Consider the following 14,320-nt stretch of genomic DNA (forward strand, 5'->3'; position numbering starts at 1 on the left):
GGTATCTTATGAACATTACTAATCCTACTCATCTCAGATCATTTAAAGGCCGTCTGAAAACGGGCCCAACAAGCTTTACTCCAAAACTTCAATCAGGCATGACCCTGATTGAAGTTTTGATTGCCATGTTTGTCCTTGCCATCGGTGTGCTCGCCCTTCTAGCTGTCCAACTGCGTACAGTATCCAACGTGCGTGAGTCTGAAAATCAAACCACTGTCGCCCAAATTACACAAAATCTAATCGAAGGCATGCTCATTAACCCGACGCTCTCTGAAGAAACCGATACTGCAGGCGACAAAACCTCCCGTTATAAAAAATCCTACGATGCTTACATCACATCAAGCTCTGAACAGCTGAAAGACTCAAAGCAAACCAATGAATTTAAAGAAAAAATGACAAAAGCGCAACTTGCACAAGCTCAAATTGCCCAGTTTAAAGCCGATTTAGCCAAAGCCCTTCCCGAAGCCCAAGTCTTCTCGACCATCTGCAAAGATTCTTCCGGTGCAGAGCCGACTTACGAAAAGGGGTTTAACGCAAAATGCGATGGCAAAGGCGACACAACCATCGTGAAAGTTTTATGGTTGCAAGATGTTGAAGAAGAAAATAGCGCAAAAAATCTCAATACATCGGGGCATCACGTTGTCTATACCTACCAATCACGCGTAAGAGACTAACAATGAACAATAAACGCTTACTCAACCATATTCCCAATAAAACCGCGATGCGCGGTTTCAGCATCCTTGAATTTCTGGTTGCCAGCCTGCTCAGCATGATCGTCTTAATGGCGGTCAGCTCCACCTACTTTACTGCACGCGGATTAAACAAGTCTGCCAACACCCGTATCGGTATCCAACAAGATTTGCGCAACGCCGCCAATATGATCGTCCGCGATGCGCGTATGGCAGGCAATTTCGGCTGCTTCAATATGTCTAATTTTCCTGCCTCTGCAGTAACAGAAGACAAAAGCTCAGATGAATACACATTGAAAACGGCTGGTGTGAATAATCTATTACCGATTAAAGAAATCAATAAATTAGGCTATGCAGGCTTTGCTCAAACCGGCAAAGCCCTGCTGTTTCAATATGGAATCGACAAAGCAAACCCTGTTGTAAAAACAGCCATTGTCAGCAGCTGCTCAGGCATTGCAAAGCCTCAAACAGAAATTAAAGATTTGGATGCGGCAAAAACGGCTTTGAAAATGACCGACTCTGATCAAAACGGCAGTATCGCCATTATGAAGCATGAAATGATTGCCTACGCTGTCGGTAAACTTGGCGAAGAGAGCGGTTTGTTCCGTTTCCAATTATCAAATGATGGCTCATGGAGTAATCCGCAGCTCCTGATTAAAGGCATCACTGCTATGGATATTCACTATATCTATGAAGAATGCCCTCATTCTGAAAATACCTCTGCCAGCGGCGTAAATACAGAATCCTTTGATTACAAAACCGCATTGGATAGCTCAGCTGAAGCCAAGTCTCCCGCCTCAATCCAAATCGTACTGAATAACGGCAGTATCGACCCATCGAAAGAACAAGACAATAAAGTCGATATCTACAATATTAATGCCACCATCCGCGGAGGAAACGTATGCGCCGACCGATCACTCTAATTAAACCCGAACGGCAGCAGGGCTATGCTTTGTTTATCGTCTTAATGATGATGATCGTCATCGCCCTGCTCGTGGTTACAGCCACCCAGTCCTACAATACCGAGCAGCGTATCAGCACCAACGATGCCGACCGCAAACTGGCAACCACCCTAGCCGAAGCCGCATTGCGTGAAGGTGAAAATCAAATTTTTGATATTGAAGGGAAAAAGACTAATTTTACCAAAGAGTGTAAAGATGGTTTTTGCGCCACACCTAACGTGAAATCTGACAGCGAAGCCATCGAAGAAACCGCTACTGAAGATGCCTGGAAAAGAAAATGTGATAAAAATCAAAATCTTTGCATCGATGCCAACGGTAAAGAATACTCTCTAGGTAAAAATAGCGGCATTGCAAAAAATCCACGCTACATTATCGAATATTTAGGTAAAACTACTGAGGGTCGAATTACCTACCGCGTTACTGCCAAAGCATGGGGTAAGAATGCCAATACCCAAGTCGTCCTTCAGTCTTACGTCGCCAGCGAATAATATAATGAATACCACCTCTACCCAACAACTAGGCTTTACGCTGGTTGAGATGATGATTGCCGTCGCCATCTTAGCCATCCTGAGCGTCATTGCCATTCCGTCTTACAACCGCTACATTGAACGCGGCTACCAATCACAAGCGCATGCCGAGTTAGTCGCCATCAATTCCGCTTTTAAAAACCAGATGGTTAAAAATCCAAAGTGGAAAACTGATGAGATTAAAACCAAGTTGGATGACTTTATTTCCTCATATAAAGGCCATAAAGATTTGGCAGATAAATACAAATACTCTGCCGAAATGATTGATGCCAGTACAAGCCGTGCCTATCGTTTGAAAGCTATTCCCACAAAAACTGGCTACACCCTTTCCGTTTGGATGGATAGTTTGGGCAATGCTTACAAATGCACTGATATGGATTCCGCCAATAATTCCAAAACCACAATGACCAATGGCAAAGGTTGCGAATCGGTTTCCAAAAAGAAATCTTCTTAAACTGACAACCATAAAAAAAGCAGTGTCATTTATCGACACTGCTTTTTTATTTTACTGCTTCCAATCATCGTCTCGGCGTTGACGCTTCAACAATATCCTGACTGCACCATCATTGCCTTGTCGGGGTTCAACATAAGCCAACACATCAGGATGCTGCATCAACCAGCGGCGCGTCATATTTTTCAAAACCGGTTTATAGCCTGAAGAACCCAAGCCGCTGCCATGGACAATCTCGCCGCAAACGCCGCGTTTTTTCGTAAACTCAATAAATTCATTCAATACCTGCTGCGCTTCTTCCTGCGTATAGCCGTGCAAATCCACATCCGCCACCACAGGATAATGGCCGTTTCGCAAACGCATCAAATCATTTTTACCCTGTCCGTTTTTACTGAACGAAGCCGGCGGTTCTTCCCAGCCGCCGCTGCCCACATAAAAATAATCTTCCTGCTCCAAAGTCGCCATTTCTTTAGGTCGCGGCTTGATAGGCGATTTATCGCGGGGCTGTTCATAATAGTTGCCGGCATTTTTCAACGGTGTAACCTTACCAACCGCCTTGCTGAAATCTACATCCTCTACCTGCTTTTTAGCCTTCGCTTCCGCTTCCCGTTCCACAGCTTCCTTTTTCGCCTGTTTGCCCAAAGCCTTCAGCGTTTCTTGAAAGTTTGCCGTCATGGTTTGTCCTTTCCAAAAAATTGATTGCATACATTATAGCAAACCCGATTACAAAGCCGTCTGAAAGACTCTTATCATCGCACCTTGTTTAGGGTATAGTATTGTCGCCTTGTCAGTCTTACAAAGAGAAAAATCATGTTTAAACGCCCGGAAGAAATTATTGTTTTGGTACTTGCCCTATTATGGGTCGCACTCAGCTACTACTTCGCCGCCATCCTGATTTCAGATGCCTACACCATCCTCCTGATTACCGTATTGACCTTTATCTGGGCGATTGCATGCTTCTTCTTGTGGCAACGCAACTTAAGCCGTCATATTTGGCCGCTGTTTCTCGGCAGCCTGGTTGCCTGCTGGTGGCCCTACTTCACTTGGCTTGCAAGCGACGTTCCCGAAGGCACATGGTATTCGGGCTGGACATTCAAATCCATTATCGCCCTGATTCCCGTTATTGCCGCTTATATCTTCAAGTGGAAACGAAGCCGGAAAAACAAAATTTCCGATCCCCTTGCCTGATACCTTACGCCGTCTTTTTCAGACGGCGTTTTCCATATCTGACATGGCGCTCAGACTGTCAACAATTCCAATAAAATGCTATACTCTTCACACGATTTAACACCCTGAAACAGGCCGTCTGAAAGACTTATCAAGATGATCAGCAAACAAGAATACCAAGCCCAAGCCACACAAGGTTACAACCGCATTCCACTCGTTCAAGAGCTGCTTGCCGATTTGGATACACCGCTCTCAATCTACCTCAAACTTGCCAACAAGCCTTTCACCTACCTGCTCGAATCCGTTGTCGGTGGCGAACGCTTCGGCCGCTATTCCTTCATTGGCCTGCCTTGCAGCCACTATCTCAAAACCAGCGGCAAACATGTCGATGTGTATCAAAACGGCGAAATCGTCGAACAACACGACGGCAATCCCCTGCCCTTTATCGAAGCCTTCCACAACCGCTTCAAAACGCCCGAAATCCCAAGCCTGCCACGCTTTACCGGCGGCTTGGTCGGCTACTTCGGTTATGAAACCATCTACAATTTCGAACATTTTGCCCACCGCCTGAAACATACGGCCAAAGCCGATCCGCTCGGTACGCCCGACATCCTCCTGATGCTCTCGCAAGAGCTTGCCGTAGTGGATAACCTAAGCGGCAAAATCTACCTCATCGTTTACGCCGATCCCTCGCAGCCCAACGGCTACGAACACGCGCGCGAACGTCTTGAAGACATCCGTACCCAGTTGCGCCAAAGTTGCGCCATCCCGCTCTCGCTCGGCAGCAAACAAACTCAAGCAGTCAGTGAATTTGGCGAAGAACCTTTCAAAGCCTGTGTCAACAAAATCAAAGACTACATCTTTGCAGGCGACTGCATGCAGGTTGTCCCGAGCCAACGCATGAGCATGGAATTTACCGACAATCCGCTTGCCCTCTACCGCGCCCTGCGTACGCTAAATCCATCGCCGTATATGTTCTACTACGATTTCGGCGATTTCCATATTGTCGGCTCTTCGCCCGAAATCCTCGTCCGCCGCGAACGCGACGATGTCATCGTCCGCCCTATCGCCGGCACACGCCTGCGCGGCAAGACACCAGCCGAAGACCTCGCCAATGAGCAAGACCTGCTGAGCGATGCCAAAGAAATTGCCGAACACGTCATGTTGATTGACTTAGGACGCAACGACGTCGGCCGCATCAGCAAAACCGGCGAAGTCAAAGTCACCGACAAAATGGTGATTGAAAAATACTCCCATGTGATGCACATCGTCTCCAACGTCGAAGGCCGTCTGAAAGACGGCATGACCAACATGGACATCCTCGCCGCCACCTTCCCCGCAGGCACACTCTCCGGCGCCCCCAAAGTCCGCGCCATGGAAATCATCGAAGAAGTCGAGCCGAGCAAACGCGGCATCTACGGTGGCGCAGTCGGCGTATGGAGTTTCAACAACGACATGGACTTAGCCATTGCCATCCGCACTGCCGTGATTAAAAACAATACCCTCTTCGTCCAAAGCGGCGCAGGCGTAGTTGCCGACTCCGACCCGACATCCGAATGGCAGGAAACCCAAAACAAAGCCCGCGCCGTGATACGCGCAGCACAGATGGTTCAAGAAGGGTTGGATAAATAATTTTCAGACGGCCTTTTTGACTTAAGCTCATCTAAAAGAAAAGCTTATTTCTAAAGAAAGAAACCATGAAATACGGAATCGCAATTATATTAACTGTCGGACTGCTTTCAGCCTGTTCTTCCGTCAAAACAACGCCCGAAAAAGAAAGTAAAACCATAAATCAAAATATACAACCCACGCCTGGAAGACCAAACCTGACCGCCCCCGAAGTGCTAACCAAAGTATTGGATTTCCTGCGCCATGCCCAATCGCCCGAGGACTTCCGGATTGAAACGGCAGGAAAAGTGATGAATTTAAGGTTGCTGGAACGCACAGACGGTTATAGCGATTTTTATATCGGTAATAAGTTTGGCGACAGCGATTGGATCTGGTCAATTAATTTTACAAAAGATCAATCCGGAAAGATGCGCTTAAATTTCGGTGATGTAGGAGGGTATTCCCCTGCCACACCGATTTGCCAAATGGATTTGGACCGGTTCCATCCACTACTGGTGAAGGCAGGGTTTATCTATACAGGCAAAGGGCATTGGGGCAGACCCTTCAACGGCTATGAAAAAAAATATCCTAACGGCTACGAAGCAGATCTCCAAGTCTTTTATCGGGGAGAAAGTGCAGAAAAGGTACTGCACGACTGCATCAATGAAATCGTTTTTGAAGTTTTTAAACCAAGGTGGTAAGAAATGCACCATATCAATCCCAATCTGCAAAAAATTTTGGACGACTTTGCCCAAAGCTCGCTCCCCAACGGCAAAAACTCGAACGAATACCGCAACCTGATTGCCCCCATAACGGCATCACCCGTACTGAATAAAAGATTGAATACGGCAGCGGAAAAGGGCTATTTGGAAAAACTGGCGGTCAATAAAAATCCGAATGCCGGCGCCAGCTACAATGCGAGGAAAACTCGGATTTCCATTAATCTGTCTCAGCTGGAAACGAGGCTGCTGTTTCAGACGACATTTCCTGACAAAAGGCCGTCTGAAAGATCAGCTTCCCAGTTTTGAAAGAACCCCATGAAATACACAACCGCAACCGCATTGACCGTCGGGCTGCTGCTTTCAGCCTGTTCCACCGTAAAACACATGCCCGCAAAGGAGGAAAACATTATGAATCAAGATACACAACAGATTGCCGGAAGACCAGATCTGACCGCACCCGAAGTGCTGACCAAAGTATTGGATTTCCTGCGCTATGCCAAATCGCCTGAGGACTTTAAGATTGAAACGGCAGAGAAAGTGATGAAATTAAAGTTGTTGGAACGTAAAGACGGATATAGCGATTTTTATACAGGTAATGAATTTAGAGATAGTGATTGGGGATGGTCAATCAATTTCAAGAAAACACGATACGGTGGCGGTAGGATGGATTTACATTTTAGAAACGAGGGAGGCTATCTTCCTGCTACGCCGATTTGTCAGATGGACTTAGATCAGTTCCATCCTTTAATTGAGAAAGCTGGATTTACCTATACAGGTAAAGGGCATCAAGGTAGGCCTTTTAATAGATATATTAGAACCTATCCAAACGGCTATGAATCACATCTTCAGGTGTTTTATCAAGGAGAAAGTAAAGAAAAAGTACTACATGACTGTATTAAAGAAATTTCTTTCCTTATTTTTAAACCTGGCATATAAAAAATGAACCAAATCAATCCTAAGCTACAAACTATTTTAGACAACTTTACCCAAGACTCTCTACCAAACGGCAAAAATTCGATTGAATACCACAATCTGCTGGAAGCAGTAACAGCTTCACCCGTATTAAACGAAAGACTTAATACGGCAGTAGAAAAAGGTTACTTAGAGAAACTGTCAGTTAACCAAGATCCTAATTCCAGAGCCAGCTATACCTCAACAACAAAAGAAATTTCGATCAACTTGCAACAACTGAAAACCCCAGAAGAACAAAAATCTTTTATTTTTGTACTCGGTCATGAGATTCAACACGGCTTTTACCACTACGAACAAGGTCGTAAGGAAACAGAAAAACACGTAATTGATGAAGTTCGACAGATAGCAGCAAGTGATGTCAAACAGAAAGACTATACTCACCCTTTGAAATTATGGCTAGATACTGAACGCAAAAATGAAGCATTAGCAATGATTGCAGGCTGGAACGCAGTCACCAGCTATGAGCAAAAACAGCAAGGCAAAACCAATCTCAGCCTACAAGAAATTATAAAAGAGGGTTTCGGCTATGAGCATTTTTTCTTAGATGAGAAACAATATTACCTCTATTTAAATAATGACCCACAAGGGAAAATCACCCCAACAGCTGGTTTAAAGTTTAATGCTGACATGACCATCTCCGACAGCCAGCATGAAATCCTCGCCAAAACCTATTTCGATCGCTTACCAGACCAGACCCACCTAGGGAAACATGGTGACTCTGATTACCGCAATAGCTACGCAACTGGTCCTATCAGCTATATCGTACGCCAACATTATGCTCACAACCCTGATGCCAAACTGATTATCGATATGAAGGGTTTGGGACTAGATGAGTACTTAATCGAACGCAACGGTTTAGACTTGGGTAAAGCAAAGCGCCGAGAAGCCTATTATGATAAAACTAGCCCTGACACAAGGCAATATTTTGACCATACCATCAATGGTGAAAATCAATTCGAACATGTTCCAATTACTAACCCTAAATCTGAAACCGAAGAACAGAACCATCCTTATTCTCTCAAAAATATGCCAGAGCAGGCGCAAAAACTCCACGCGCAAATTACAGACAAATTTACTGAATTTATAAAAAAACATCATCTGCCTTATTCAGAAGACAGTATTCAGAACGGTATTGCGGCCTTAACTGCTGAAGCCTATGCTAAAAAACTCCCTGAAATTATGGCATTCAACATCACAAAAGATAACTGTCTAGGCGTCATGCATAAGGATAATGCTTTTCTCCGAATCGCTAAAGTTGATGTCAATGAAGCAATGAACATTGATTCTAGAGAAAGTTTTAAAGATATACTGAAAACTGAACAAAACTTTCAGTTAGAAGCTGAACAACGTGAAATGGAAAAACAGATGAATCATTCACAAAGTATGGGAATAGTTCGTTAATACTGTCAAAAGTAAAGCCTATAATCTCTAGAAATTTTTAGGCTACTATAACTGATCTTCTAAACTATATCAGTCTAAAATGGGCATAATGATACTAAACGAAAAACAACTAAAATCCATCAGCAAATTCCTCAGCTTTATCTTGCGTCATCATCCCGAGCAAATCGGTATTACTTTGGATAAAGACGGCTGGGTGGATATTGATACCCTACTAACGCAGGTAAACCATCCCGAGCGCGGCTTTACGGGCAATCCGCTGACCTACGAAATATTGTTGGAAGTGGTCGAAAACAACGATAAAAAACGGTTTACCCTTTCTGAGGATGGCAAACGCATCCGCGCGGCGCAAGGTCATTCGACGGCACAAGTTCAAGTAGAACACAAAGTAGCGACGCCTCCTCAGATTTTGTATCACGGTACGGCTGAGCGCTCTGTTCCGTCTATTTTGGAGCAAGGCCTGCATTCTGCCTCGCGCCATTTTGTCCATCTTTCTGCCGATGCCGCAACAGCCGTCAACGTCGGTTCCCGACACGGCAAGCCGGTTGTATTGACCATCGACACTGTCGCCATGCTTGCGGCAGGACATCAATTTTATCTGGCGGACAACGGCGTATGGTTAACTGAAAACGTTCCGCCGCAATTTATCGGCAAACTTTAAAACATCAGGCCGTCTGAAGCCGTAAACCATGTTCAGACGGCCTGCAAACACCCTACCCAATTTATTCATAAAGCGATTATCCATGAACACATCCCCCATCCTCCCTCCCGCCATGCTCGGCATCCTCGGCGGCGGACAATTAGGCAGAATGTTTACTGTTGCTGCCAAAACCATGGGCTACAAAGTAACCGTACTCGATCCCGACCCGAACGCGCCGGCAGCGGAATTTGCCGACCGCCATTTGTGCGCGCCGTTTGATGATTCGGCCGCTTTGGAAGAATTGGCAAAATGTGCGGCGGTTACGACCGAGTTTGAAAACGTCAATGCCGATGCGATGCGTTTTCTCGCCAAACACACCAATGTTTCCCCCAGCGGCGACTGCGTTACCATCGCGCAAAACCGCATTCAGGAAAAGGCATGGATACGCAAAGCAGGCCTGCAAACCGCGCCGTATCAAGCAGTTTGCAAAGCCGAAGACATCACTGAAGAAAGCGTACAATTTCTGCCCGGCATCCTGAAAACGGCTACTCTGGGCTATGACGGCAAAGGCCAAATCCGCGTCAAAACGGTGGACGAACTCAAAGCTGCATTTGCCGAACACGGCGGCGTGGATTGCGTTTTGGAAAAAATGGTGGATTTGCGCGGCGAGATTTCCGTTATCGTATGCCGTCTGAACAATGACAACGTGCAAACTTTCGACCCTGCCGAAAACATTCACGAAAACGGCATCCTCGCCTACTCCATCGTCCCAGCCCGACTGAGTGCCGACATTCAGCAACAGGCGCGGCAGATGGCGCAGCGTTTGGCTGATGAATTGAACTACGTCGGCGTATTGGCGGTAGAAATGTTTGTTGTCGGCGATACACATGAATTGGTCGTTAACGAAATCGCACCGCGTCCGCACAATTCCGGCCACCATACCATCGACGCCTGCGCGGCGGACCAATTCCAGCAACAGGTCCGCCTGATGTGCAACCTGCCTCCGGCTGACACTAAATTGCTGAGTTCTTGCTGTATGGCGAATATTTTGGGCGACGTTTGGAAAGAAGACGGCGGCGAACCCGAATGGCTGCCGCTGCAAAGCAACCCGAACGCACATCTGCATCTTTACGGTAAAAAAACCGCGCGCAAAGGCCGAAAAATGGGCCACTTCACCGTTTTGGCCAACGATGCGGACAACGCGTTCCAAACCGCACAAACCTTGCATCAAAGCCTGTAACCTTACCCACTTTTTTCAGACGGCCTTTGATTGCCAAAGGCCGTCTGAAATCAATTTTTCCGACCATCCGCCATGAGCCTTCTGACCATCCTCCGTCCGGCAACCGAAAAAGACTGCCAAGCCATACACAATGCCCATCTACATGCCGTTCAATACGCCTGCATCCGCAGTTACGACGAAACCATTATGCACGCGTGGGAAAGTCTGCTCGACATCAACAGCTATTTGGAAACCATCTCCGATAAAAACAAAGCCTTGTGGGTGGTCGAATACAAGGGGCTGATTCAAGGCTTCTTCCAAGTCGATTTCAAAGAAGCGCAACTGGACGCCTTATACGTCCATCCGCTCTTCCACAATCTCGGCTTGGGTACGGCCCTGCTCAGCCGCGCCGAAGAAATGGCCCGAAATGCAGGCCTCAGCTTTCTCAAACTGTATGCCTCGCTCAATTCCGTGCCTTTCTATCGGCTCAACCGTTATGAATCGCTCGGTACTGCCGTATTGCAGCTGAACAAAACCGTCCGCGTCGAATGCGAATTGATGCGCAAATACCTGTAATTTCCCCTTCCGCTATTGCTTTTTTGAAAGAAACCGATGTCCCGAATTGCCGCCCTGCCCGACCATCTTGTTAACCAAATCGCCGCCGGCGAAGTGGTCGAACGCCCTGCCAACGCCTTGAAAGAAATTGTTGAAAACAGTATCGATGCAGGCGCGACAGCGATTGATGTCGAGCTGGCAGGCGGCGGCATCCGCCTGATTCGCGTCAGCGACAACGGCAGCGGTATCCATCCGGACGACATCGAGCTTGCGCTCCACCGCCACGCCACCAGCAAAATCAAAACCTTAAACGATTTGGAACACGTTGCCAGCATGGGCTTTCGCGGCGAAGGCTTGGCCAGTATCGCCTCCGTCAGCCGCCTGACCCTGACCAGCCGTCAAGACGGCAGCGCGCACGCAACCCAAGTTAAAGCCGAAGACGGCAAACTCAGCAGCCCCACCGCCGCCGCCCACCCCGTCGGCACCACCATCGAAGCTGCCGAACTCTTCTTCAACACCCCCGCGCGGCGCAAGTTCCTCAAATCCGAAAACACCGAATACGCCCACTGCGCCACCATGCTCGAACGCCTCGCACTGGCGCATCCGCACATTGCATTCTCACTTAAACGCGACGGCAAACCAGTGTTCAAACTTCCTGCACAAAGCCTGCACGAACGCATAGCCGCCATTGTCGGCGATGATTTTCAGACGGCCTCGTTGGAAATTGACAGCGGCAATGGCGCATTGCGGCTCTATGGCGCGATTGCCAAGCCGACCTTTGCCAAAGGCAAAACCGACAAACAATACTGCTTCGTCAACCATCGTTTTGTCCGCGACAAAGTCATGCTCCATGCCGTCAAGCAGGCATACCGCGATGTATTGCACAACGCGCTGACGCCTGCTTTCGTCCTCTTTCTCGACCTGCCGCCCGAAGCCGTGGATGTCAACGTCCACCCGACCAAAACCGAAATCCGCTTCCGCGACAGCCAGCAAGTACACCAACTCGTGTTCCACACACTCAACAAAGCCCTTGCCGACACGCGTGCCGACTTGACCGAAAGCGTTAGCAACGCAGGCGAAGTGTTGCATGACATTACCGGCGTTACGCCTGCACCAATGCCGTCTGAAAACAACAGCGAAAATCTGTTTGATGACGTATCCAACTACCCGACAGGCAACAAATCCGACACACGCAATGCCTTTGGTTCATCAGGTAAAACCGCGCCTATGCCTTACCAAGCCGCACGCGCGCCGCAACAACGCAGCCTGTCCCTGCGCGAAAGCCGCGCGGCCATGAATACTTATGCCGAACTCTACAAAAAAACCGACGACATTGACCTTGAGTTGAGCCAATTCGAGCAGGCACGTTTCGGCAATATGCCGTCTGAAATGCCTACCCAAAAAACAGATACGCCGCTTTCAGATGGTCTTCCATCACAATCCGAACTGCCGCCGCTCGGCTTTGCCATTGCCCAATTATTAGGCATCTACATCCTTGCCCAAGCCGAAGACAGCCTGTTGCTCATCGATATGCACGCCGCTGCCGAACGCGTCAACTACGAGAAAATGAAACGCCAACGTCAGGAAAACGGCAACCTGCAAAGCCAGCGCCTGCTTATTCCCGTAACCTTTGCCGCGTCCCACGAAGAATGCGCCGCCCTCGCCGATCATGCCGAAGCACTGGCAGGCTTCGGGCTGGAACTGTCCGACATGGGCGGCAATACCCTTGCCGTCCGCGCCGTCCCCGCCATGCTCGGCAAAGCCGACGTCGTTTCACTGGCCAAAGACGTATTGGGCGAACTCGCCCAAGTCGGCAGCAGCCAAACCATCGAAGAACACGAAAACCACATCCTTGCCACCATGTCCTGCCACGGTTCCGTCCGCGCCGGCCGCCAACTTACCCTGCCGGAAATGAATGCGCTCCTGCGCGATATGGAAAATACGCCGCGCAGCAACCAATGTAACCATGGCCGTCCGACATGGGTCAAACTGACTTTAAAAGAATTGGATGCGTTGTTTTTACGCGGACAGTAACGCCGATAAAAAGGCCGTCTGAAACTGCTTTCAGACGGCCTTTTAATTGATTGACCCTTAACGAATATCCATAGGTGCAAACGATTTCACGGTTTCATCGATTGCTTTAACACGGGTCAGGAAGTCTTCCAATTGGGCAAGCGGCAATGCGCTTGGGCCATCGCATTTGGCTTGGTCGGGATTGGCATGGGATTCGAGGAACAAACCGGCCAATCGGGTTGCCATGCCGGCAAGCGCCAAGTCCAATACTTGGGCGCGCCGGCCGCCTGATGCTGCGGCACCGGATTCGCGCGTTTGCAGGGAATGGGTTACGTCAAAAATAACCGGCAGGTTGTGACACGTTTTTTTCATCACGCCAAAGCCGAGCATATCGACCACCAAGTTGTCGTAGCCGAAGTTTGCGCCGCGTTCGCACAAAATGATTTGCTCGTTGCCTGCTTCTTGGAATTTCTCGACGATGTTTTTCATTTGAGACGGGCTGAGGAATTGCGGCTTTTTGATGTTGATGACATTACCGGTTTTCGCCATTGCCACCACCAAATCAGTTTGGCGTGCCAAGAAGGCAGGCAACTGAATGACATCGCAGACTTCGGCAACCGGTTGGCATTGGTAAGGCTCGTGAACGTCGGTAATCACGGGAACGTTAAACTCGCGCTTCACCGCTTGAAAAATCTTCATGCCTTCATCCAAACCCACACCGCGGAAAGAGTGGATGGAAGAGCGGTTTGCCTTGTCGAAAGAGGCTTTGAACACGTAAGGGATGCCGAGTTTATCGGTTACTTTAACGTATTGCTCACAGGCTTTCAGCGTAGAGTCGAGGTCTTCAAGGACATTGATGCCGCCGAAAAGGGTAAAGGGCGCATCGTTGCTGACGGTGATGTTGTTGATTTGGATATTCACGGCAAAGCCTTTCAGATAAGTTGAATTTGGGAAACAGGCCGTCTGAAACGTTTCAGACGGCCTTTGTTTGAATATTACAACACGGTGTGCGGCGGCTCATAAGAAATCACGTCGCGGATTTTATTGTTCTCATCGACGAGGACGACTTTCGGCTCATGCGCTGCAATTTCGGGTTCGGACAACATGACGTAAGACATGATAATCACGATGTCGCCTTTTTGAACCAAACGCGCGGCCGCGCCATTGAGGCAAACGACGCCGCTGCCGCGTTCGCCGGGGATGGTGTAGGTTTCAAGGCGTTCGCCGTTGTTATTGTTGACGATAGCGACTTTTTCGTTCACGCAAATACCTGCCGCATCCAACAGGTCTTGGTCAACGGTAATGCTGCCGACGTAGTTGAGGTCAGCTTCGGTAACGGTGGCACGGTGGATTTTGCCGCCGAGCATGGTACGGAACATGGGTTTCCTTTTTGATTG

Annotated in this window: 17 protein-coding genes; 14 read left to right on the forward strand and 3 right to left on the reverse strand. The window is 48.2% G+C overall.

What is annotated here, in order from left to right; translation table 11 throughout:
- Nucleotides 1–8 precede the first annotated feature (8 nt).
- From pilV to FOC66_RS04430, 4 genes are read left to right on the forward strand one after another with little or no spacing between them, the layout of a single operon-like run.
- Nucleotides 9–674, forward strand: coding sequence for a type IV pilus modification protein PilV (pilV, locus tag FOC66_RS04415; RefSeq protein ID WP_003747039.1), 666 nt, complete (start codon nucleotides 9–11; stop codon nucleotides 672–674).
- Nucleotides 675–676: 2 nt separating this feature from the next.
- On the forward strand, nucleotides 677–1,612 hold the full coding sequence (locus FOC66_RS04420; RefSeq protein ID WP_003747040.1) for a PilW family protein: 936 nt from the start codon (nucleotides 677–679) through the stop codon (nucleotides 1,610–1,612).
- Entirely contained in the window at nucleotides 1,591–2,139 is a 549-nt protein-coding gene (locus FOC66_RS04425) for a pilus assembly PilX family protein (protein WP_003747042.1), read from the forward strand. The genes FOC66_RS04420 and FOC66_RS04425 overlap by 22 nt, the downstream gene beginning before the upstream one ends.
- 4 nt (nucleotides 2,140–2,143) lie before the next feature.
- On the forward strand, nucleotides 2,144–2,632 hold the full coding sequence (locus tag FOC66_RS04430; RefSeq protein WP_003747044.1) for a PilX family type IV pilin: 489 nt from the start codon (nucleotides 2,144–2,146) through the stop codon (nucleotides 2,630–2,632).
- A 51-nt stretch (nucleotides 2,633–2,683) separates the two neighbouring features.
- Here the strand turns inward: FOC66_RS04430 and FOC66_RS04435 are convergent, their stop codons facing one another.
- Nucleotides 2,684–3,304: a Smr/MutS family protein gene (locus tag FOC66_RS04435; protein ID WP_003747047.1), complete on the reverse strand. Its 621-nt coding sequence runs from the start codon at nucleotides 3,302–3,304 to the stop codon at nucleotides 2,684–2,686.
- 135 nt (nucleotides 3,305–3,439) lie between these two features.
- On the opposite strand from FOC66_RS04435, the gene FOC66_RS04440 reads away from it, so the two are divergent.
- The 10 genes from FOC66_RS04440 (at nucleotide 3,440) to mutL (ending at nucleotide 12,944) form a co-directional block, all read left to right on the forward strand.
- A complete protein-coding gene (locus FOC66_RS04440; protein ID WP_003747049.1) occupies nucleotides 3,440–3,817 on the forward strand; it encodes a hypothetical protein in 378 nt (125 codons plus the stop codon).
- A 135-nt stretch (nucleotides 3,818–3,952) separates the two neighbouring features.
- A complete protein-coding gene (gene trpE, locus FOC66_RS04445; protein WP_003747051.1) occupies nucleotides 3,953–5,428 on the forward strand; it encodes an anthranilate synthase component I in 1,476 nt (491 codons plus the stop codon).
- 65 nt (nucleotides 5,429–5,493) lie between these two features.
- Nucleotides 5,494–6,105, forward strand: coding sequence for a hypothetical protein (locus FOC66_RS04450; RefSeq protein WP_003747053.1), 612 nt, complete (start codon nucleotides 5,494–5,496; stop codon nucleotides 6,103–6,105).
- Nucleotides 6,106–6,108: 3 nt separating this feature from the next.
- Complete coding sequence (locus FOC66_RS04455; RefSeq protein WP_003747054.1) at nucleotides 6,109–6,432, forward strand: hypothetical protein; 324 nt, start codon at nucleotides 6,109–6,111, stop codon at nucleotides 6,430–6,432.
- A gap of 9 nt (nucleotides 6,433–6,441) precedes the next feature.
- The gene (locus tag FOC66_RS04460; RefSeq protein ID WP_003747056.1) at nucleotides 6,442–7,062 is read left to right on the forward strand and encodes a hypothetical protein; all 621 of its coding nucleotides are present in this window, start codon (nucleotides 6,442–6,444) and stop codon (nucleotides 7,060–7,062) included.
- A gap of 3 nt (nucleotides 7,063–7,065) precedes the next feature.
- Nucleotides 7,066–8,499: a hypothetical protein gene (locus FOC66_RS04465; RefSeq protein ID WP_003747057.1), complete on the forward strand. Its 1,434-nt coding sequence runs from the start codon at nucleotides 7,066–7,068 to the stop codon at nucleotides 8,497–8,499.
- A gap of 88 nt (nucleotides 8,500–8,587) precedes the next feature.
- Nucleotides 8,588–9,157, forward strand: a complete 570-nt coding sequence (locus FOC66_RS04470; protein WP_003747060.1) for an RNA 2'-phosphotransferase — start codon at nucleotides 8,588–8,590, stop codon at nucleotides 9,155–9,157.
- An 82-nt stretch (nucleotides 9,158–9,239) separates the two neighbouring features.
- On the forward strand, nucleotides 9,240–10,376 hold the full coding sequence (locus tag FOC66_RS04475) for a 5-(carboxyamino)imidazole ribonucleotide synthase (protein ID WP_003747061.1): 1,137 nt from the start codon (nucleotides 9,240–9,242) through the stop codon (nucleotides 10,374–10,376).
- Nucleotides 10,377–10,448: 72 nt separating this feature from the next.
- A complete protein-coding gene (locus FOC66_RS04480) occupies nucleotides 10,449–10,931 on the forward strand; it encodes a GNAT family N-acetyltransferase (protein WP_003747064.1) in 483 nt (160 codons plus the stop codon).
- A 36-nt stretch (nucleotides 10,932–10,967) separates the two neighbouring features.
- Complete coding sequence (gene mutL / locus FOC66_RS04485; protein ID WP_003747066.1) at nucleotides 10,968–12,944, forward strand: DNA mismatch repair endonuclease MutL; 1,977 nt, start codon at nucleotides 10,968–10,970, stop codon at nucleotides 12,942–12,944.
- Nucleotides 12,945–13,001: 57 nt separating this feature from the next.
- Here the strand turns inward: mutL and kdsA are convergent, their stop codons facing one another.
- Entirely contained in the window at nucleotides 13,002–13,844 is an 843-nt protein-coding gene (gene kdsA, locus FOC66_RS04490; RefSeq protein WP_003747068.1) for a 3-deoxy-8-phosphooctulonate synthase, read from the reverse strand.
- 74 nt (nucleotides 13,845–13,918) lie between these two features.
- Nucleotides 13,919–14,302, reverse strand: coding sequence for an aspartate 1-decarboxylase (gene panD, locus FOC66_RS04495; RefSeq protein ID WP_003678944.1), 384 nt, complete (start codon nucleotides 14,300–14,302; stop codon nucleotides 13,919–13,921).
- Nucleotides 14,303–14,320: the final 18 nt, after the last annotated feature.

This window comes from Neisseria mucosa (assembly GCF_013267835.1).
Classification (GTDB): Bacteria; Pseudomonadota; Gammaproteobacteria; order Burkholderiales; family Neisseriaceae; genus Neisseria.